At 59.2% G+C, this 20,465-nt stretch carries 19 protein-coding genes and 1 pseudogene; 8 read left to right on the top strand and 12 right to left on the bottom strand.

Translation table 11 applies throughout. The features are described 5' to 3' along the window. Positions 1-260: 260 nt before the first annotated feature. Positions 261-1,478 carry an MFS transporter gene (locus IAE38_RS12840; protein ID WP_201217856.1) on the top strand — a complete coding sequence of 406 codons (1,218 nt, stop codon included), beginning with the start codon at positions 261-263 and terminating at the stop codon, positions 1,476-1,478. Positions 1,479-1,554: 76 nt separating this feature from the next. Here IAE38_RS12840 and IAE38_RS23885 read toward each other — a convergent pair whose 3' ends face one another. The 6 genes and pseudogenes from IAE38_RS23885 to IAE38_RS12865 all read right to left on the bottom strand — a co-directional run. Beyond that, positions 1,555-1,878 (bottom strand): class I SAM-dependent methyltransferase, encoded by a 324-nt coding sequence (locus tag IAE38_RS23885; RefSeq protein ID WP_236403974.1) that lies wholly within the window; start codon positions 1,876-1,878, stop codon positions 1,555-1,557. After that, positions 1,860-2,156 (bottom strand): class I SAM-dependent methyltransferase, encoded by a 297-nt coding sequence (locus IAE38_RS23890; protein WP_236403977.1) that lies wholly within the window; start codon positions 2,154-2,156, stop codon positions 1,860-1,862. Before IAE38_RS23890 ends, IAE38_RS23885 begins: the two co-directional genes overlap by 19 nt. A 350-nt stretch (positions 2,157-2,506) precedes the next feature. Beyond that, on the bottom strand, positions 2,507-3,280 hold the full coding sequence (locus IAE38_RS12850; protein ID WP_201217858.1) for an RHS repeat-associated core domain-containing protein: 774 nt from the start codon (positions 3,278-3,280) through the stop codon (positions 2,507-2,509). A gap of 213 nt (positions 3,281-3,493) precedes the next feature. Beyond that, positions 3,494-4,048 (bottom strand): nucleotidyltransferase family protein, encoded by a 555-nt coding sequence (locus tag IAE38_RS12855; protein WP_201217859.1) that lies wholly within the window; start codon positions 4,046-4,048, stop codon positions 3,494-3,496. Positions 4,049-4,055: 7 nt separating this feature from the next. Beyond that, positions 4,056-5,486, bottom strand: coding sequence for a coniferyl aldehyde dehydrogenase (locus IAE38_RS12860; RefSeq protein WP_201163353.1), 1,431 nt, complete (start codon positions 5,484-5,486; stop codon positions 4,056-4,058). 28 nt (positions 5,487-5,514) lie between these two features. Beyond that, a pseudogene (locus tag IAE38_RS12865) lies at positions 5,515-5,646 on the bottom strand (IS3 family transposase); the annotation flags it as partial. A gap of 142 nt (positions 5,647-5,788) precedes the next feature. On the opposite strand from IAE38_RS12865, the gene IAE38_RS12870 reads away from it, so the two are divergent. After that, a complete protein-coding gene (locus tag IAE38_RS12870) occupies positions 5,789-7,228 on the top strand; it encodes a PucR family transcriptional regulator (RefSeq protein WP_201217861.1) in 1,440 nt (479 codons plus the stop codon). 65 nt (positions 7,229-7,293) lie between these two features. Here the strand turns inward: IAE38_RS12870 and IAE38_RS12875 are convergent, their stop codons facing one another. The 5 genes from IAE38_RS12875 to IAE38_RS12895 all read right to left on the bottom strand — a co-directional run bounded on the left by IAE38_RS12875 (position 7,294) and on the right by IAE38_RS12895 (position 12,770). Continuing rightward, complete coding sequence (locus tag IAE38_RS12875; protein WP_201163355.1) at positions 7,294-8,805, bottom strand: CoA-acylating methylmalonate-semialdehyde dehydrogenase; 1,512 nt, start codon at positions 8,803-8,805, stop codon at positions 7,294-7,296. Between the two features lie 63 nt (positions 8,806-8,868). Continuing rightward, positions 8,869-9,219 (bottom strand): cupin domain-containing protein, encoded by a 351-nt coding sequence (locus IAE38_RS12880; protein WP_201163356.1) that lies wholly within the window; start codon positions 9,217-9,219, stop codon positions 8,869-8,871. Positions 9,220-9,234: 15 nt separating this feature from the next. Next, positions 9,235-10,617 (bottom strand): NAD(P)/FAD-dependent oxidoreductase, encoded by a 1,383-nt coding sequence (locus IAE38_RS12885; RefSeq protein WP_201217863.1) that lies wholly within the window; start codon positions 10,615-10,617, stop codon positions 9,235-9,237. 59 nt (positions 10,618-10,676) lie between these two features. After that, positions 10,677-12,071 carry an amino acid permease gene (locus tag IAE38_RS12890; protein ID WP_201217865.1) on the bottom strand — a complete coding sequence of 465 codons (1,395 nt, stop codon included), beginning with the start codon at positions 12,069-12,071 and terminating at the stop codon, positions 10,677-10,679. A 261-nt stretch (positions 12,072-12,332) separates the two neighbouring features. Next, the gene (locus IAE38_RS12895; RefSeq protein WP_201163359.1) at positions 12,333-12,770 is read right to left on the bottom strand and encodes a hypothetical protein; all 438 of its coding nucleotides are present in this window, start codon (positions 12,768-12,770) and stop codon (positions 12,333-12,335) included. A 160-nt stretch (positions 12,771-12,930) separates the two neighbouring features. On the opposite strand from IAE38_RS12895, the gene IAE38_RS12900 reads away from it, so the two are divergent. From IAE38_RS12900 to IAE38_RS12915, 4 genes are all read left to right on the top strand, one after another. Beyond that, positions 12,931-13,698: an SDR family oxidoreductase gene (locus IAE38_RS12900; RefSeq protein WP_201217867.1), complete on the top strand. Its 768-nt coding sequence runs from the start codon at positions 12,931-12,933 to the stop codon at positions 13,696-13,698. A 105-nt stretch (positions 13,699-13,803) separates the two neighbouring features. Further along, positions 13,804-14,568 carry an SDR family NAD(P)-dependent oxidoreductase gene (locus IAE38_RS12905; protein ID WP_201217869.1) on the top strand — a complete coding sequence of 255 codons (765 nt, stop codon included), beginning with the start codon at positions 13,804-13,806 and terminating at the stop codon, positions 14,566-14,568. Positions 14,569-14,649: 81 nt separating this feature from the next. Beyond that, on the top strand, positions 14,650-15,882 hold the full coding sequence (gene eutH / locus IAE38_RS12910) for an ethanolamine utilization protein EutH (protein ID WP_201163362.1): 1,233 nt from the start codon (positions 14,650-14,652) through the stop codon (positions 15,880-15,882). An 82-nt stretch (positions 15,883-15,964) separates the two neighbouring features. Next, on the top strand, positions 15,965-16,768 hold the full coding sequence (locus IAE38_RS12915) for a LuxR C-terminal-related transcriptional regulator (RefSeq protein ID WP_201163363.1): 804 nt from the start codon (positions 15,965-15,967) through the stop codon (positions 16,766-16,768). Between the two features lie 38 nt (positions 16,769-16,806). Here the strand turns inward: IAE38_RS12915 and IAE38_RS12920 are convergent, their stop codons facing one another. After that, positions 16,807-17,865, bottom strand: a complete 1,059-nt coding sequence (locus IAE38_RS12920; RefSeq protein WP_201163364.1) for a sigma-54 interaction domain-containing protein — start codon at positions 17,863-17,865, stop codon at positions 16,807-16,809. Between the two features lie 291 nt (positions 17,866-18,156). Here IAE38_RS12920 and IAE38_RS12925 point away from each other — a divergent pair, with 291 nt between their 5' ends. Beyond that, a complete protein-coding gene (locus IAE38_RS12925; RefSeq protein ID WP_201217870.1) occupies positions 18,157-19,230 on the top strand; it encodes an ABC transporter substrate-binding protein in 1,074 nt (357 codons plus the stop codon). A gap of 11 nt (positions 19,231-19,241) precedes the next feature. Beyond that, positions 19,242-20,465 (top strand): lipase family protein, encoded by a 1,224-nt coding sequence (locus IAE38_RS12930; protein ID WP_201163366.1) that lies wholly within the window; start codon positions 19,242-19,244, stop codon positions 20,463-20,465.

The raw sequence follows: 20,465 nt of genomic DNA on the forward strand, positions 1-20,465 counted from the left end.
GTGGCGAAAGACTGCGGCGTTGAGTGATAGGTTCCGGCTTGGAAACAGCCCGGTGAGCGCCTGCGCGCAACCCTGATCAAAGGTGCTCAGTGCGTGATGATAGGCGAGGGCAGGGCAAAGTAGATCAACAAAAAAATGAAAGTTTTTTGGACAGCTTGCGCGGAGTGACTCTATTTCTGGAAGCTTGTACGGCATCTATCATGCTTTATGCGATCCTGTACGTAATTGGCCCCCCTTTACCTTTGCAGTACGCCTCGACGATGAATGAGCTGAAACATTTCGCCTCACCGAAGGCATTGCCTGCAGGTGATGTGTCAGTGCGTCGCCGCTCCCTATTGGCCGGGTGCGGTGCCCATGCGGTGCATGATGGCCTGACCGACGTGATCTATGTACTGCTTCCAATCTGGCAATCGCAGTTCGCAATGAGCTACGCCCAGATCGGCCTGCTGCGCGGCGCTTATTCCGGGATGATGGCCGGCTTCCAGTTGCTGGCCAGCCGCGGCGCCAAACGTTGGGGGCGCGAGCGCCTGCTGGTGGGTGGTACTGCCCTGGCCGGGCTGGCCTACCTGCTGGCGGGGCAGGCCGGGGGGCTAGGGGTGCTGCTCCTGGCGCTGTTGCTGGGCGGCCTGGGGGCGAGTACCCAGCACCCGCTGGCATCATCGCTCATCACCGACACCCATGAGGCCGGCGGCGGGGTCAAGCAGGCGCTGTCCCAGTACAACTTCGCCGGGGACATCGGCAAGACCCTGATTCCCGGCTTGGTGGGGCTACTGCTGACGGTAATCACCTGGCGCGCCAGCGTGTCCCTGATCGGCCTCCTGGGGCTGGCCGCCGCGTTGGCGCTGTGGTGGCTGATGCCATCTCGCGCGTCCACCCTGGCCATGCAGCAAAAGGCGCCCAGGCCTGTGCAGGGGCAGGGCTCGGTGGGCGGCCTGCGAGCACTGATTCTCACGGGTACCCTGGACAGTGCGGTCCGTATGGGTTTCCTGACCTTCCTGCCGTTCCTGCTCAAGGCAAAGGGCGCCGGCACCGCGGGTATCGGCCTGGCACTGACCCTGCTTTTCGTTGGCGGCGCTTTCGGCAAGTTGCTGTGCGGTTACCTGGGGGCCCGCATCGGCATGATGAAGACCGTGTGGATTACCGAGTTCACCACGGCCAGCCTGGTCGTACTGGCCGTGTTCCTGCCCTATGGGGGGTTGATGGTGACGCTGCCGCTGCTAGGGCTGGCGCTGAACGGTACATCGTCCGTGCTTTACGGTGCGGTGCCGGACCTGGCGGGGGCAGGCAAACGCGAGCAGGCCTTCTCGCTATTCTATACCGGCACCATCGGCGGCGGGGCGCTGGCCCCGGTGTTGTTTGGTGGCCTTGGCGACCTAATCGGGGTCCCTTTGGCGGTGATGGCGCTAGCCGCGACTCTGCTACTGACGCTACCGCTGTCTTGGTATGTGCAGCGCGGCTTGGACGCCCACGCAGGGTGAGAGAGATCACCAGCAGCCTAGTATATAACTAAACTAAATCAATATTTAGCATAGTTATTACCGAATCGCCTACTGATCAGGGTAGGCGGCGCCCAAGCCATACAGTATGACCGCCACATTCTGCGTCTTCGACGACATGCTCCCGTATCTCGAACCCGTGATTCTTGAGCAACGTGGCATATTCCTGCGGATCCAGGCTCGCGTGATACAGCGTTTCGCTTTCAAATACGCCCAATGCCTCGCCATGTGAGGGCCCACTTGTAAACATGAGCAACGCACCCGGCGCTGCGTGGCGGCTGAAAACCGAAAACATCTGGCGTTGATCATCGGGCGTCAGATGGAAAAAGCTATTCCAAGCTAAAATCGCATCGAACTGGCGGTTCAGCGCAAGCGTGCGCATGTCTGCTCCTGCGCCGGCAACTGCGCGCTACAGAGCGCCAGCATGTGCGCAGACGCATCGACACCCACGACAGATGCGCCGATTTCTACCAGGTAACGCGCTACAGGTTGGCCAGAGCCGCAGCCCAGATCAAGGACATTGGCGGCTGACGGCAGTAACGAAGCGAAGCGTTCAATCCATTTGCGGTCGATGAAGTGGTTGGCACGTAGGGTGTTCCAGGTAGACGCGTGACGATCGTAAAGATCGATGATCTGGTCTGCGGATGGGTGGTGAACCATGAGTAAATGGCATCCTTGGCTTGAGTGGCGAGAAAGGACGTATTTGAGGTACTCCAGAGACGGAAATGTACATTAGGTATCCCTCAGAGGGAAATGCTAATGTGCGCATAATGCATATTATGTTAAATGTAGTATTATGCGAGCGCTCTCGTTGTTGTCACCTGCCATCCCGAAAACCAGACCTTGCTGGGATGCTGCGTTGAACACAGCCTCGGAAAGCTCATTTACAACCCGTAAACCTCGCTTCCTCGGCTGCGTTCGCTTTGCCTGACCTTTATCTCAAGACTTTACATACAGACCCCAGCACATGCCGGATAAGCAGGTTTCTGACAGTCACCTTGCCAAAGAAATCACCCATTCCAGTTTGCCGCATGCTGGATAACTATTGCCCGGCGTGCTTCTTGCTCCCTGATACGCGCTCTATTGCGCTCAAGATCTGCAATCTGGCTGTTGTGGTTCCGCTGGTGATTGGGAGTCATCTGTTCGAGGCTCATCGGCTGCGTGCCCGGTCTGTGTTCATAGTACCTGCGCTCCCGCCAGCCCTCTGCAAGTGCATCAATAGTGGGTCCTTGCGACTTCACACCGGCGACTTGCATGACGGGAGGTGCGTCACTGACGCCCCTGGTAGAGCCAGGGTCGATCTCCTCGAAGGTTCTCTTCCCAACAGGCTTCGCATGCCAGTATTTTCCCGGTCCTTTTTTTAACTCTGGGTAAACAATATCCTCACTCCAATATTTCCCCGGCCCTTTTTTGAGTGATGGGGAGCTGGCGTAATGCGTCCCTTTATGGGGCACGACCAGAGCCACTTGCCTTGCCCGCCCCGGAATACCTTTGGGTATGGCTACTCCGCCAGTCGGGTCTACGCGATTGACCGGGTCCCCTTGACAATACGAATACATGTTCAAGCCGCCCTCACCAAACGGACTCAACACATCCGGGCATGAAAAACGCATCAATGCAGGGCAATAGAATCGATATCCATGACCCAATGCATAGCCTTGCAGCCCCTCGTCCCACCACTCGCCATTGAACGCCAACAAAGCAGCCAGCCCATTCTGCAGATAACCGTAAGCTGTATAGGTAAACGTACCCCACCCCAAGTCTCGTTGTTCTATCCTTTGCATGGCCGCTTATACCTTTTGCCCATACCTGCCGCCATTGTGCGGCCAATATTCAAGTCTCTAAAACTGGCATTTATACCAGTTGCCCCTAGCGCGGGCCCAAACGCGGACCTTCCAGGCTCTGTACGAAGACAGAATTTCAGCTTGCAAAGGGCGCTGATTAGCTCAACACACGACTACTCATCACACCTTCTCGGTGGACGCAGTCAGGTAGCCCTAGAGAGTAAGCATTGGCCAAACCTTCAACCAGTTTTTGGACGTGACACGATCTTGATAAATAGCATTTTTATCTGTGGCGAACCTCCCTGCAGGCCGGATTACCATGTCGAAAAGATCATCAAGTCCCAACGGGGCAGTGATTTCATTTTTGCCGTCCCCCTGCACTCTAATCGCTACAGCTGTGGCAGTTTCTGGCCAGTAACGCATTGCATCGGTCGCCGACTCATAGGGCTCATCGCCATTCTTGACATGCATTCTGGCTTGGTTTTTTACAGACCACGGTATCTTCGGGTCTACGTATCTAAGCACTGCCTCCAAGGCTTCATCTTGCTCGGGCGTGCAATGCTTGGCATCAAACCAGATAACATCAACGTCTGTTGAGACCCTAGATGAACTGCGACCGTGCAGATGATCCCAAACCGCGTTGCGGACGAAACCTGCGCCTACCCAGCAGTCGGACAAGTTCAAGGACCGCACTATTTCGAGTACCCTCCGCCGAATAGGGTCATCCGAAATAATTGCTTTAATTGCAGGTGCAGCGCCCTCCTCCATCAAACCCTCATCCGCTTTTCATCCTGATCAACAGGTTAACCACCCGATCGGCCAATTTCCCGTAAGGTGGCAACAACATGTCGATACCGCGTATCGGGCCCTGGTACAGCACCGGCCGCAGTTTGGAGAACGCCAGGAAACCTTCGTAGCCGTGATAATGGCCCATTCCGCTATTACCAATACCGCCGAACGGAAGGCTGTGCACTCCCACATGCAGCAGGCTGTCGTTGATCGTTACGCCGCCGGACAAGGTGTTGTAGATGTACCAGTCGGCCAGCTCGCGATCGCGGGTATAAGCGTAAAAGGCTAGCGGCCGCGGATGGCTATTAATGTAGGCCACCACTTCCTCGCGGGTTTTGTAGGTTTTGATCGGCAGTATCGGCCCGAAGATTTCGCGCTGCATCACGTCCATGGCTTCGCTCGGGTTGAGCACGATATGCGGCGCCATGATGCGCCGAGTAGCATCCGGCTTCTGGTTTTCCAACAAGGGCACGATGCGCGCGCCTTTGTTCTGAGCGTCGGCTAGCGAGGCCTGCAGGCGGTCGTAGGCGCGCTGATCGATGATCGCCGTGTAGTCCCCACGGTTGATGTCAGGGTAATGCCGGGCTACGTAAGCCTTGGCCGCGGTGATAAAGGCCTGAACCTGGCCTTCTGGAACGAACAGATAATCGACGCTGGTGCACACTTGCCCGGCGTTGAACATCTTGGCCCAGAGAATACGCTTTGCGGCGGTTTCAATGGCGAAGTCCGGCGCAACGACCGCCGGCGACTTGCCGCCCAGCTCTAGCGTTACCGGGGTCAGGTTGCGTGCAGCATTGGCCATGACGGCTCTGCCAGTGGCCGATGAGCCGGTAAAGAAGATGTGGTCGAACGGCAGCGCAGTGAAGGCGGGACCATGGCCACCGCCGTCCTCGAAAAACGCCAACTTGCCCTTCGGGAAATAGTGCGGGGTCAGCTGGCGCAGCAACTGGGCCAGGTGGTTGGAGTTCTCTGACATCTTGACCATGGCCGAATTGCCGGCTGCGAAGATGCAGGTCAAAGGGTGCATGGCCATGGCGATCGGGAAGTTCCACGGCACCACTACACCGACCACACCTATGGGTTGCGGAATAAGGCGTGCCGTGGCCAGTGGCAACTGCAGCGGGTCGGTGTGACGCTTTTGCGGCTTCATCCACTTCTTCAGTTGTCTGATCGCCGATCGCAGGCCGTCAAGTGTCACGGCGATCTCGGCGAACAGCGTTTCAAAGCGCGACCGGCAGCCGTAGTCACGGTTGACTGCTTCAACCAGCTGTTCACGGTTATCCGCGACCATGCGCACCAGTGATTTGAGGTCGGCCACGCGCTGTGCGTGGTCGGGGAAGCGGTTGGCCTCGAAATGAGCACGCTGGCCCTCCAGGCACTGGACGAACTCGGCGGGAATGTCGATTTGTACGTTCATGAGGGCTTCTTGTGATCGCATGTAGTGGTCAACTAATCTCGGACACAGTTTTGAGTTTTTCCTCAACTTTGGCCGGCGCCAGCCCATCGTTGAACTGATGGGGTCTTATCCAGTTGTAATGATCCATCAGGTACAGGCTAATATCTCGCTGAGCTTGCTGTCGCCTGGTCATCAGACATCTCTCTGTGGCGAGCATTGTCGCCTAAATGGGTGTCCGGTTTCATTAGACCACTCCATAATGACTCGGAAATTGAAAGTTCATAAGTGGCCTTTGGCCTACCCCCGTGACACGAGAACTTCGAATGCTGACCGTGCAACATCTCATCGCCATTGATCCACTGAAACTGGAGATTGCCGCCGGCATGGCGGGTATTGGGCGCACCATTACCTGGGCACATACCGTTGACCTGCCCGACCCGTGGCGATGGGTGTCACCAGGTGATTTGGTAATGACAACCGGCGTTGGCCTGCCACAGACCTCGCAAGCGCAGGTCGAATGGCTTGAGCAGTTGGTACAGAGCAACGCTAGCGCACTGGTCATCGCGCCCAGGCAGGATGTTGCCGACCTGACAGAAGCGCTGCTGGAGGCTGCCGACAGGCTACATTTTCCGGTGCTACGCGCGAGCTTTGAGCTGGAGTTCGTCAAGCTTTCACATCAAGTGATCGAAAGCGTTCTGCAGGCACAGCGGGAGCGATTCAATGCCAGCGAACGGTTATTTCAGACTTATGCAGAGGTACTGCGCAAGCAGCCCGAAATGAGGGGCAGGCTGTCGGCACTCGCCACTGCATTGGGTATCAGCCTGAGCATTGAAGACGCTGTCAGCGGGCTCAAACTCGTCGAAGCCAACCTCGTACCTCCAGACAGTGTCGACCACATCGAACGCATACCGATTGGTGGTCGAGCCCGTGCAAACCTCATCATCTCGAGTAGCGCCAGGCGCACCGCCGATGATTCCATATTGGTGCGGTCATTGGCCGGCTTGCTGGGTGTTGAACTGGAGCGTCTGATGATCCAACGCGATCAGCAACGCGAAGAGGGTGAGTTGCTGCTGCGCAGTTTACTCAACGGTACAACCGAGTTCTCCCTGGCGTTGGCGATGCTGGAACGTCATGGTCACACAGGCACATTGGTCAGTTTGGCGGTATCGCCAGGCCCAGACGGGCCCTGGTCAATCGAGACTATCCATCACTGCCCTGCCCTTTACTCGCTGACACCATTGCTGCTCGTCGAAAACGGACTGTTGATGGGACTTACTCAAAACCAGCCATCCCTATTGGAAGCCTTAGGCACACACCTTGGCAACGGCACTGTGATGGGCGTCAGCGGGCCAATCTCAACAGCAACGGGTCTCCAGGAAAGTTTCCGCCAATCTCGGCTTGCCCTTACCCAAGCTCAGGAGCTTGGCAAGACCATGTTGACCTATGGCGAAGCAGAAACCGGGTTGATCATGGCACCCAAGTCGATGTCTGAAGCACGGGCACTGGTAGGTCGCTATCTGGGCCCGTTAATTGAGCACGATCGCACTCAAGGTGCAGCGCTGCTGACCACACTGGTTACTTTCCTGAAGAACGACGGCAATTGGAAAGCAACCGCCTTCGACCTTGATGTTCACCGCCAAACGCTTGTCTATCGTTTGAAACTGGTTGAACAGCTCACGGGCCTTAAGCCCACCACTACCAGTGGTATCGCACGTTTCTGGATTGCAATTCAGGCCGGCAAGAATACAAAGCTGATCGATTAAAATCGGCCCGATGTAAAAGACCCCGCTGCGTGGGCGGGGCCTTTTCCGTCAGCTAGCCGATAGCCTTAATGGCTGGTCGGCATCGCGAACTCTGCGCCTTTGGCGATGGCTTGCGGCCAACGCTGCATGATGCTTTTCTGCTTGGTGTAGAAGCGCACCCCTTCCTCGCCGTAAGCATGCATGTCACCGAACAGGCTCTTCTTCCAGCCACCAAAGCCATGCCAGGCCATCGGCACCGGAATCGGTACGTTGATGCCAACCATACCCACCTGGATACGGCGACCGAACTCGCGGGCGATGTGGCCGTCGCGGGTGTACAGGCTCACGCCGTTGCCAAATTCGTGGGCGTTGATCAGGTCGACCGCTTCGGCGAAGTCTTTCACGCGCATGCACGCCAGCACCGGGCCGAAGATCTCTTCCTTGTAGATGCGCATGTCTGGAGTGACATTGTCGAACAGCGTGCCGCCCAGCCAGAAACCGTCGCCACAGCCTTCGCCTGCAGTCTGGCCATTGAAACCACGACCATCGACCAGCATGGTCGCACCCTCTTTAACACCTTGCTCGATGTAACCGGTAATACGCTCCAGCGCAGCACGGGTAACGATCGGGCCCATCTCGGCTTGGAGGTTGGTACCGTTAAGCACTTTGAGCTCGCGGGTGCGTTCGATCAGCTTCGGCATGACTTTTTCAGCGATGTCATCACCGACGAACACTGCCACGCTGATGGCCATGCAACGCTCACCGGCCGAGCCGTAGGCCGCACCGATCAGGGCATCGACCACCTGGTCGATATCGGCGTCAGGCATCACCACCAGGTGATTCTTCGCGCCACCCAGAGCCTGAACGCGCTTGCCATGGTGAGCGCCGGTTTCATAGATGTGGTTGGCGATCGGGGTCGAACCTACGAACGACACGGCCTGTACATCCGGGTGCTCGATCAGTGCGTTCACCGCATCCTTGTCACCCTGCACCACGTTGAACACGCCATCAGGCAGGCCGGCCTGCTTGAGCAGCTCGGCAATGAACAGGCTCGGGCTTGGGTCCAGCGGGCTTGGCTTGAGCACGAAGGTATTGCCGGTGGCGATGGCGACCGGGAACATCCACATCGGTACCATGACCGGGAAGTTGAACGGCGTGATGCCAGTGACCACGCCCAATGGTTGACGCAGGGTCCAGTTGTCGATGTTGGTACTGACTTGGTCAGTGAAATCGGTTTTCAGCAACTGCGGCGCGCCACAGGCGAATTCGACGATCTCAATGCCACGCATCACTTCGCCCTGGGCGTCGGTAAAGACCTTGCCATGCTCGGCGGTGATCATCCGCGCCAGGTCGTCTTTGTGCTCATTCAGCAGCGCCAGGAACTTGTTCATTACCCGCGAGCGGCGCAGCGGCGACAGGTTGCTCCAGGCCGGGAAGGCGGCCTTGGCCGATGCCACGGCAGCATCCACGTCTCTCTGCGCCGACAGTTGCACCTGGCCAGTGACCACGCCGGTAGCCGGGTTGTAGACCGGCAGTTGCTGGCCGCTGGTGGCCTCGGCTTGGGCGCCGGAGATCCAGTTCATGATGGTTTGGGTCATTGTCTTTCTCACATCAAAGGGTAACTGCGGTGGCGAGCATTTTTTGCTCGCCGTACTCATGTTTCAGTAAATCGCGTAGACCTTGCGTACGGTCTCGAGCACATCCCATCGGCCGGTCCACCCCGGCGGCAGGATGATCAGGTCGCCGCCGTTCACTTCCACGACTTCGTCAGTGCTGCTGTCGGTGAGCAAAGCTTTGCCGGAAATGATGTAGGTAAACTCGGTGTCAGGTCGCTCAATGACTGGCCAGCCACCGGGTTGGCATTCCCACACACCGAGATTACCGACTGCTTCCGGAGCAAGGGTCTGGATGGCGATCTGTGGGTCGCCCTTGTCAGCCCCAGCACGCTGGCCGGCTGGTTTAAGTGGCAGGGCCTCGATGTCGGCGTGCTTGATGATGGTGAACGAAGGCATAGGGTTTTCTCCTTATCAATGGGCGCCGGTGAGCTTTTCCAGCAGCATCGCGGTACGGGAAGGTTTGTGGGTGAAGCGCTCTTCGAGATCACTCAGCGACGCCGCTGCGAGGCCGCTGTTGATGCCGAACCAGCGCAACGGTTCGCGCTCCCAGGATGGCGAGCGGTGGTTGACCAGGGGCAACGTGTTGATTTCCTCGTCGCGCCCCAGAATGAAGTTCCGCAAGAGGCGGCCGGCCAGGTTGCTGGTGGCCACGCCGTCACCGACATAGTTGCCCGCCCATGCAATACGCTTTGTGCGATCCACGCTCACCGTCGGGCACCAGTCGCGAGCCACCCCAAGTGCACCGCCCCAGCGATGGGTGATGCGCACATCAGCCAGCGCCGGAAAGAAGTCCATCAGCGACTGGTAGATCTTGCGATGTGTGTTGTCGACCAAGTCGTCCTCGGCGCACATGCGCGAGCCCCAGTGGTAGGGAGCGCCGCGCCCACCGAACACCAGGCGCCCTTCGGCGGTAACCTGGCCGTAAACGCGCAGGTGACGCATATCATTGAACGCCATGCGGTGATTGAGATTAAGTTTGCAAAGCAGGTCGTCGGGTAGCGGTTCGGTCGCCAGTACCAGGGAGTACAGCGGAATGACGAAACGTGAATGGCCAGGTTGCTGCGCCGTAAATGCCTCGGTCGCGCGTACGGTCATTTCCGCCCGCACCGAACCCTGGGCAGTATGCACGACACCTGGGCTCATGTGGGTCACGGCTGATTGCTCGTAGATCTTGGCACCCAGGCCTTCGACCAACGTTGCCAGGCCACGGACTAGCTTGCCAGGGTGTACCAAGGCGCAGTGCTCGGTATAAAGGCCGCCCAGCGATCCCTGAGCGCCCATGCGTGTCTGTGCCTCGGCCGCCTCGAGCACACGCCACTGATCCGGCAGGCCAAAGCGTGCCGAAGACTCGACTGCAGCCCGGGCTCGTGCCATCTGTGGTTTGCTACGCGCCAGCGACATGAAGCCTTGCTTGGCGTAGTCAGCGTCCAGCCCCTCCAAGGCCAGTACCCGGCCAATCTCATCGACTGTTTCGTTCATTGCAGCCTGCAATTGCAGAGCAGCACTGTGCGAGTACAGCTGCTCTACCCTGTGCAGCGAGATAGGAAAGATAGCGGACGCCCACCCACCGTTGCGCCCCGAGGCACCAAAACCGACTTCGTTTTTCTCAAGCAGAACTACGCGCAGCGAAGGGTCACTCTTGAGCAGGTAGTAGGCTGTCCAAAGCCCTGTGTAACCCGCCCCGACAATGACGACATCGGCTTGGATCGCACCTTCCAGTTGCTCACGCGGCGGACTCGGCGCAAACCATAGCGGTTTGTTTGGCAACTGGGACAATTCGTATTTCGCTGACATGCTGTTGGCTTCCCATCAAGGGCCCGGGGTCCGGGGGTGTACTGATACGGCGGTGTTGACTATGCACTCGTCACTGGCTGGCCTTTGACGGCCCGCTGACGCTTGCGAGAGAGGCTCAGTGCCAGATACGAAGCAGCAATAGCGAAAATGGCTATCACGCACTGCAGCAGGCTCATTTGCATGGAGGGGTCGAATGCCATGCTGACCAGGACGGCGATGATCGAAGCGGTGACCAGCAGCGGCAGCCATGGATGAGCCCACATGGCGAACTTCAAGCTGCCCTCTTCTACCCACTTGCGGCGTAGCTTGAGCTGCGACAGGCAGATCATCAGGTAGACAAACAAGAACACCGTGCCCGAGGAATTGATCAGGAACTGGAACACCGTATCCGGCCACAGCGCTGCAATGACCACGCAGCCATAGCCCACCAAGGTGGAGGCAAGCACGCCACGAACCGGCACGCCTTTTTTGTTAACGCCAGCTATCCAGCGAGGCGCCTCGTCATTGGAGGCCAGGACAAACAGCAAGCGCGAAGAGGTATAGAGGCCGGCGTTGAGTACCGACAGCACGGCAACCAGGATGACCGCGGTGAGCATCTCGCCAGCGCCAGGAATGCCAATGTGCTCCAGCGTGGTCACGAAGGGAGATTTGCCTGGCGTCAGGCTGGTCCATGGCTGGGCGACAACGATGAAAAAAGTGGCCAGTACAAAGAACACCAGGATGCGTACCATGACGGTGTTCACTGCCTTGCGGATGTTGCGAGTCGGGTCTTCCGATTCTGCCGCAGCGAGTGTTGCAACTTCGACACCTGTCATCGAGAAGATCACCACGACGACACCCGTGAACAGTGCACCAATGCCATGAGGCAAGAAGCCGCCATGCCGGGTCAGGTTGTCAAACGTGGCAGTGGAGTTCGGCCACAGATGGAACACGTATGCACCTGCCACGAGCAGGAACACAACGATGGCGGCCACTTTGACCCCGGCGAACCAGTATTCGGCCTCGCCAAAAGAATGCACCGACATCATGTTCAGCAAGGTCATGCTGATCATCAGTCCCAAAGCAATGACCCAGACCGGAATATCCGGGAACCAGCCATTGATGATCTGGCCGCCAACCACGGCCTCGAAGCCAACCACAATCACCCAGAAATACCAGTACAGCCAACCGGTCATGTACCCAGCCGGCCGGCCAAACGCCATTCGGGCGTAGTCAACAAAAGAACCCTTGGTGGGATGTGCCGCGGCCATCTCACCGAGCATACGCATGACCAGGGCGACGATGATGCCGGTGATGGCATAGGTGAGAAACGCACCCGGACCGGTTGAGGCGATGACAGCGCTGGAACCGACGAACAGACCTGCACCAATAACGCCGCCAAGGGCAAGCATGCTGATGTGGCGTGTTTTCAGTGATCGTTTTAGGCGCGGGTCATGCGCTGACTGAATGGGCATGGGGTGTCTCCTTTTATTATTGTTCAACGCTTGAACAGGAGACTAAAACGCCTTCGGGGTACTGGATATCGTTAAATATTCAGTGGTGCGGGGGTGCAGTTGTACAAGTGTATGAACCCTCATTGGGCTACTTGCCAGGACGCTGGTTAACAGCGATGCACCAACGCAGACATGCTAACGTCGAAGCGCCCTACTCCACCAAACCATTGCGGGTGTGATATCAGCGAACAGCGCGGCACAGGGCCAGTGCTCATCGCCAGCTTACACGGACCCTCCATTGCGCAAACGATCCCACTGCTGCACCAGAAATACACCCGCACTGCCAAGCCAGGCGAGCCAGGTGAGTGCCACTTGCCAGTGTGTGAATATGGCTTGCGGCTGCCCCATAAAAAACAAGGTCGCTACCAGCGACAGCAGCAAGGCGATGATCGCCAGCGGCACCCGCGCCAGCCCCGTCAGCCAGCCAGGCACTCCCCACCGACCCAATGCAGTGAGCCCGCCCAACAGCAGTGATATCACCGACAACAGCATTGGAATAATAAAAAGCGCCACCGCCGGCTCGACCTCACCGCCATCTTCACCAGGCATGTAGTAGCTTGCGTACCAGATCTCTCCACATAGGTGCAGCGCGATGAAAATCACGACGATTGGGGCAAACGGAAAGATCAGCATGCTGATGACGGGGGTGCGGGTGTTCATGTGCTCTTCCTTGGGCTCAGCTAAAAGGTGCGCAGGTCAGGCCTGACACTACAGTTATCCGAATTCGGGCGCCTGTTTCCACAATGCCCGCGAAAGCGCCTATCTTAGTGCAAGCTGCCACCCCAGGGTAACTACGTCCGAACTTCGAAGGAGACCTGCAATGCAAACCACAGGCAATACCATCCTCATCACTGGTGGCGGCAGCGGTATCGGCCGTGCGCTCGCCGAAGCCTTTCTGGCGCTGGGCAATGAAATCATCATCGCCGGGCGCCGCGAGGGGGTGCTTAAGCAAGTAGCCGAGGCTAACCCTGGCCTGCACTACGTGGTATTGGACACCAGCGACCCGGAAGCCACGCAAAGGGTCGCCAGACAATTGATCAACGATTACCCACGACTCAACGCAGTGATCCATTGCGCCGGCATCATGCGTGGCGAACCCCTGCGTAACGGCGCCACAGAGCTCGAGGCTACGGTCGCCACCAACCTGGTGGGGCCGATCCGCCTCGATGGGTTGCTGTTGCCGCATTTCTTGACCCTACCCCATGCTGCCATCGTGACAGTGTCGTCGGGCCTCGCCTTCATGCCACTGGCACTCACCCCCAGCTATTGCGCGACAAAGGCAGCAGTGCACTCCTACAGCCAGTCGCTGCGCTATCAGCTCAAGGACACGGCGGTGAAAGTTCACGAGTTGGTGCCGCCCTACGTACAGACCGAGCTGATGGGCGAGCGCCAGGCCAACGACCCGCATGCCATGCCACTGAAGGATTTCACCGACGAAGTCATGGGCATTTTCCAGGGTTCGCCTGATGCCGAGGAGATTCTGGTCGAGCGCGTGAAGCCGCTGCGGTTTGCGGAGGTCAACGGCGGGTATGCCGAGTTCTTCAAGCAGTTCAATGACCGGATGGTCGCTGCGCGGGTCGGCGAATAACGGCTGCACGTTGTCAGGTAGCCCCTATACCCTTGGGTATATTTACCCCACGGCCCCTCGCCTCTAGTTTTGGTACTACAACCACAACAGGCGAGGCACCTATCCATGGACCGTTTGAAAGGCAAAGTAGCACTCATCACCGGCGGCGCGGGCGGTTGCGGCCTGGCTGTATCTGAACGCTTCGCCGCAGAGGGTGCCAAGGTCGTGATCCTGGACTTGCCAACCAGCCAGGGTGAGTCGGTCGCAGCGCGAATCAATGCCCAGGGCGGCCAGGCGCTGTTTGTTGCCGCCGACGTATCCCAGGCCGACCAGGTACATCGCGCGGTAGCCCAAGGGCACGCGCACTTTGGCCCGATCACCGTGCTGCTGAACCACGCGGGCATCATTGCAGCCGGGCCCTTTCTGGAAACCAGTGAAGCTGACTGGGACAGGCTGATGAGTATCAACGTCAAGAGCATGTTCCTGGTCACCAAGGCTGTGTTGCCCAGGATGCTCGCCGCCGGCGGTGGCAGCGTGATCTGCACGTCGTCTATCTCGGCGGTGGTTGGCACGCCGATGGAGGTGCTGTATTGCACGACCAAAGGTGCCTGCCACATGTTCGCCCGCGCGCTGGCAGTGGAGTACCGCGATCAGAACATCCGCAGCAACGCCATTTGCCCAGGCTTCATCGGCACCGCCCATGGCCGCCGCGAACTGGACCTGCTGCGCGGCTACGGTGTCGACGCGTCCGATGAAGCGATCAGGAGCATGCAGGGCCGTCTGTGTGAGCCCAGCGAAGTGGCAAATGCTGCGCTGTTCCTGGCCAGCGATGAATCCAGCTTCGTCAGCGGCTCACACCTGTTCGTCGACAATGCCTACACCGCGATGTAATCCCTAGGCGCCAGAACAAGAATAACGTGCAGCACCCTTCAATTCTGCCCCAAGCCAATTCCAACAAGAGAGAGGCAGCAGATGGAAAACATAGGCATTTACGTCATCTACGTGATCATGGTGTGTGCAGCGATTGGCGCAATAGCATCGATCGTGAATGCGGAATCAGAGTTGGGCAAGGAGTTCACCGCCGGTTTGCACAGTATCGGCCCCATTTTCATTCCCGTCGCCGGGATCATGGCCGCCATCCCCTTTATTTCCAGCTTCATCAGCCAGGTCATCGGCCCGGTGTTTCTCGCGATGGGTGCAGACGCCGGTATCGCGGGGCCGATCTTCATAGCATCGGACCTGGGGGGCTATCAACTGGCACAAGCGCTTTCGCACAGCCCTGAGGGCTGGATCCTCGGCCTGATTACCGGTTTCCAGTGCGGCTCCACGGTGATCTTCGTGATTCCGGTGGGGCTGGCCATGCTCGACAAGGCCGACCACAAGTACATGGCATTGGGCATCATGGCCGGTTTGCTCAGCATACCCATCAGTATTGTGTTCATCGCCATGGGCATGCAAGCCATGGGACTGGGCGTACGCCCGGATATCGCCACCACCGGGGTCGCCACCCAGGCTCTGCATTTCACACTATTGAGCGTGTTGCGCAACCTTTTACCGTTGATCGTGTTCTGCGGGGTGCTGGCCGCAGCACTGCGCTACTTGCCGAACCTGATGATCAGCCTGTTCCTGAAGCTTGGGCAGTTGATGTATGCGGCGGTTACGCTGGTGCTGGTGGCCTCGATCGTGGAATACTTCACGGGTGTGTTTACCTCGGTATTCGGTAGCTGGGGGTTTGCGCCAATCATTGCCGACAAGGCCGACCAGTTCCGGGCGCTTGAGATTGCCGGCTATGTAGGCATCATGCTCTGCGGTGCTTTCCCGATGGTGTACCTGATAAAACGCTACCTGTCGCGGCCAATCGAGATGTTGGCATCCAGGCTCGGCTTGTCTGCCGTTGGGGCTGCCGGGATGCTGGCCGCTTCGGCCAACATCCTGGCGATGTTCCGCCTGGTCGCCGACATGCCGCCGAAAGACAAAGTACTGGTAATTGCGTTTGCCGTGTGCGCGGCATTCACCTTCGGCGATCATCTGGCCTACTCGGCCAACTTCCAGCCCACCCTCATCGGGCCGCTGATCGTGGGTAAACTCGCCGGCGGCATTCTGGGTATGGTATTGGCCTACTGGCTTGCAGTACCCAAAGCCGTGGAGCTTGGACGCCAGGCGTTACAGGCCGAAGCCATGCCGGCCAGCCCAGTATTGCGCTGACAGGCCGGGTCATCGTTCAATGCCGCTTGGGCTTGCAGAGCCAAGCGGCGTTTGCGCTTCTCCAAATCATCAGGCCACAGAAATGAACAGCGACAACGCCAGCCAGTTGGCCGCAGTCATACGCAGCATCGGTACCGATGCATTGGGCCCCGCGCTCGACGCAGCGCTTGGCAGCGTGATCGGTTTCGACATGAGCTGCGCCTACCTGTTTGGGTTCAATCAGCCGGCAGTGCTGGTACACGATGGCTACAATCACCGCGTTGCCGAGCGCACGCTGAAGGCCTACTTGCGTGGGGGTTATCTGCTGGACCCGTTCTACGTGGCCTGCACCAACAATCACCCATCCGGCCTCTGGCGCATGAGCGAGCTGGCGCCCGACAGCTTCTATGCCTCCGGCTTTTCCATCTCTCAGGACATTCACCCATGTGTGTCCTCGCACCACGGCAGCCTCATCGAGGAAGTGGGTTTCATCGTGCCGATACGGCCCCGCATGGCACTGGTCTACTCGCTGATGCGGGGGCTGGACACAGGGCCTTTCGATAACCGTGAAGCACAGTGGCTGTCGACACTAACGCCGGTTATCGATGCCCTCTTCAACCAGCACCTGCGCCTGGCCCATGCCGACGAGCTGGTCGACCAGGAGGCGTCAGACAGCCAGTTGGAAGACGCGTTTGTCGACATTCTGCAGGGCCAACTGACCGAGACGCAGCGACAGGTGGCCAAGCTGATTCTTCAGGGACACAGCAGCCAGTCCATTGCGCGTGAACTTCGGATCTCAGAAGGTACGGTCAAGGTTCACCGGCACAACATCTGGCAGCGCCTGGGTATCACCGGCAACGCCGAGTTGTTTCGTTTGTTCATCGGTTATCTCACGAAGAACAGCTGATTGAGAGCCGATACCGTCAGCAGCGCTGCGTCGCCCCCTTACACCTTGGCCAGTTCGCCGATCTTCTCCAACCGTGCCCGCACGATGTTACGGCTTATGCTCAGCAGCCGCCCTGTCTGTAACTGGTTGCCATGGCAATAGCGATACGCTGCCCTGAATACGGTTTCTTCGATATGTTCATACAAGTCAGGCACGTTTTGCTCGAACAGTGCCAGCAGCGCACTTTCCAGGCTGGGCGGCGCCGAGCCTGCGTTTGTAACAGATACCGAAACGGACTGCGCCGTCACCTGCGGGCGCATGTCGACCAGGTGTAGGTCGGCGGGGGCGACCACCTGGAAGCGGCATACCAGCAGTGCGTGATGGATAGCATTCTCCAGCTCGCGGATGTTGCCGGGCCAACTGTGTTCGAGCAACTTGCGTTCGGTATCCTGGCTGAGCGATGCGCGCTCGTAACCCAGGCGTCGGCAGTGTTCCTCGATAAAGAACTCCGCCAGGGGAAGGATATCACCCGGTCGCTCGCGCAGCGGCGGCAGCCGTATGGTCGCCACATGCAGTCGGTAGAACAAGTCTTCCCGGAAATGCCCCGCTACCACCGCGTCAGCCAGGTTGACATTGGTGGCTGCCACCAATCGCACATTGATAGGGATTGGGGTGCGGGAGCCCAGACGTACGACTTCACGCTCCTGGAGTACCCGCAGCAGCTTGACCTGCATGTTCAGTGGCAGATCACCAATTTCGTCAAGGAACAACGTGCCGCCATTGGCTGCCTCGAACCACCCTGCCTTGTTTCCGGTTGCACCCGTGAACGCACCTTTCTCATGCCCAAACAGTTCACTTTCCACCAGTGTTTCGGCAAATGCACCGCAGTTTACTGCCACAAACGGCTCGCGCCCGCGCCGGCTAAGTTGATGAATATGGCGCGCGACCAGCTCTTTGCCGGTACCTGTTTCACCAATGATCAGCGTGTTGGCTTCGCTGGGTGCCAGGCGCTCGATGCGGCTGAGCAGCTCCTGAGACCGTGGATCCTTGAACACGAGCACAGTGGCACGCACCGATTTGGTCAGTTCACGGGCATTGGGGTGAGTAATTAGCGACATGGGGCATTCCTGGCAGTTGGCGCGCAGGCCCATAGTGCATGAAACAAATTAGATCAAAAAATTATTAATTAATATTTACATATATGGATTAGAAATATACGTCTTTCCGGACGATTACTGCTTCTCCAGCAGCAGCCTACCAACACTTCCCTGCACGCCCGCCAGCAACTCAAACAACTCGCCGCTGCGCGAGGGGGAGCGCTCAGGCCCCGTTCTACGCGGCCTGCACCGTTATTATTCTAGCTGGCATGTATTTCGCTCCAGGGCCGTCATACCCATCTGGAGTCGACCATGAACAATCCCTGGCGCAACGCCCTCCCCCTGCTGCTTGGCCTGATCATCAGCCTGGGTGCCGCAGCGGCACAGCCACCGGCGGCCGTGCGCATTGCCATTGTTGCATTCACCCAAGGGGGAGCACCGGTGTTCGGTGGTATCGCCGGCCGCGTGATCGAAGAGGGCTGGCTGGAAGAGCAACTGACGGCTCGCGGCGTGAAACTGCAGTGGACCGCGCTGCCCCATGCGGGCGCTGGGCCGCAGATCAACGAAGGTTTCAGTAACGACAGCCTGGACTTTGCCGTACGTGGCGATCTGCCCTCAGTGATCGCCGGTGCCGGCCAGGTACCGGGCAAGCTGGTGGTTCCGGGTGGCAGCGGCAACAACATCTACCTGGTGGTGCCGAGCGACTCGACGGTGCGCAGCATCCAGGACCTCAAGGGCAGGCGCCTGGCCTTGCACCGCGGCCGCCCATGGGAGTTTGCCTTCAGCAACTTCCTGCAAAGCCAGGGCCTGGCACTCAGTGACTTCAAGATTGCCAACCTCAACCCGCAAGTGGGCGCCGCTGCAGTGTCCGCCGGCAAGGTCGACGCCGCCGTGCTGCTCAACGAAGCCTATGCCCTGGAAGACAAAGGCGTGGCGCGCATCCTCTGGTCGACCAAGCAAGGCGCCAACGACTGGCGGCTGGTTTCTGACCTGTGGGGCACTGACCGCTTCGTGCAGCAGCACGCCGACCTGACACAACTGGTGGCCACGGCTTGGGTGCGCGCTGCCTGGTGGATTTCCCAAGAGCAGAACCGCGATGGCTACTACGCGCTGTCCTCCCGCGCCGGTGTCAGCGAAAGCGTGCTGCGCCGTGACGACCAGGACGACCCGGTCGCGTGGAAAGCGCGCTGGGCGCCGAAAACCGATGCCCAGCTCAAGGCCCACTACGACGCCCTGGGCCAGTACGCCCTGGCAAACCGGCTGATCCGCACGCCCTACGACATTACCCCCGACCTCGCCACGGGCTTTACCCGCCAGGCGCTGATCGACCTGCAACTGACCCACTACTGGCCGTCCCTCGACGCCCAGATCAGCCAACAACCTTGAGAGCCTTACCCATGAAACTGCCTGCTTCGCTCGTCTTCGGCCTCAGCGCCCTGGCCCTTTCCATCGGTGCCATGGCCGCCGAAACCTACGCGCCCAAACCCGACCCGCAACAGGGCGATGGCCGTGTCTCGGCCTTCTACACCTGGAGCAAGGCCATCCCCGCCACGCCCGGGAAACTGCTACGCAGCGAACCACTGGACCAGGCGCTCAGCCTGCCCAATGCGGCCAGCGCGCAACGCATTCTGTACACCTCCCTGGATGGCATCGACGGCAAGACCCCCGTCGTGGTGTCCGGCGCACTGTTCATTCCTAAAGGCAAGGCCCCGGCAGGCGGCTGGCCGGTCGCCAGCTGGGGCCATGGCACCGTCGGCGTGGCGGACATCTGCGCGCCGTCCTGGGCTGGCCGCAGCTACCGCGACGTGCAATACCTCAACCGCTGGCTCGAAGAGGGCTACGCCATTGTCGCAACCGACTACCAGGGCCTCGGTGTGCCGGGCGGCCACCCGCTGCTGAACAACCGCATGGCCGCCTACGGCATACTCGATGCCGCCAAGGCCGTGGTCGCCGGCGTACCGGGGCTGGCCGACAAGGTGCTGATCATTGGCCAGTCGCAAGGCGGCGCCGGGGCCTTTGCCGCCGGGGCCTATGCGGCGACCTATGCGCCCAAGCTGGGCGTCAAGGGCAGCATCGGCACGGGGGTGATCTACACCGTGGGCGCGAAGAATGTCGGCGAACAGGACCAAGACAAGGTCGACCCGGCCCTGGCCTATGGCTTCTACACCCTGCTGGCTGCGCAGCAGTACGACCCGAGCATCGACCCGCGCGACTTCTACACCGACAAGGCCCTGCCGCTGTTCGAACAGGCGCGCACCAGCTGCCTGTCGGCACTGGTCAGCGACGTGGTTGGCACGGGCCTTACCCCGGCCAACGCCAAGAAAGACTACCAGGGCGACCAGCTCAAGCCATGGCTGGCGCAGGTGTCGTACCCGACCCTGAAACTGGCCCAGCCGATCTTCATCGGCACCGGCGCCGAGGACAAGACTCCCGCCGCCGCCACCCAGGTGGCGCTGATGCAGGACGCCTGCAAGGCCGGCTCGGTGGTGCAGGGCCACCTGTACAAGGGCCTGGGCCACAGCGAAACGGTGAATGCCTCGCTGAAGGACTCGATCCCCTTCGCCCGCCAGGTCATCAGCGGCCAGCCGGTCACCCCCAATTGCAGCCCAAGCGTCCAGTAA

It is taken from the genome of Pseudomonas sp. S32, from assembly GCF_016648095.1.
GTDB classification, from domain to species: Bacteria; Pseudomonadota; Gammaproteobacteria; order Pseudomonadales; family Pseudomonadaceae; genus Aquipseudomonas; species Aquipseudomonas parafulva.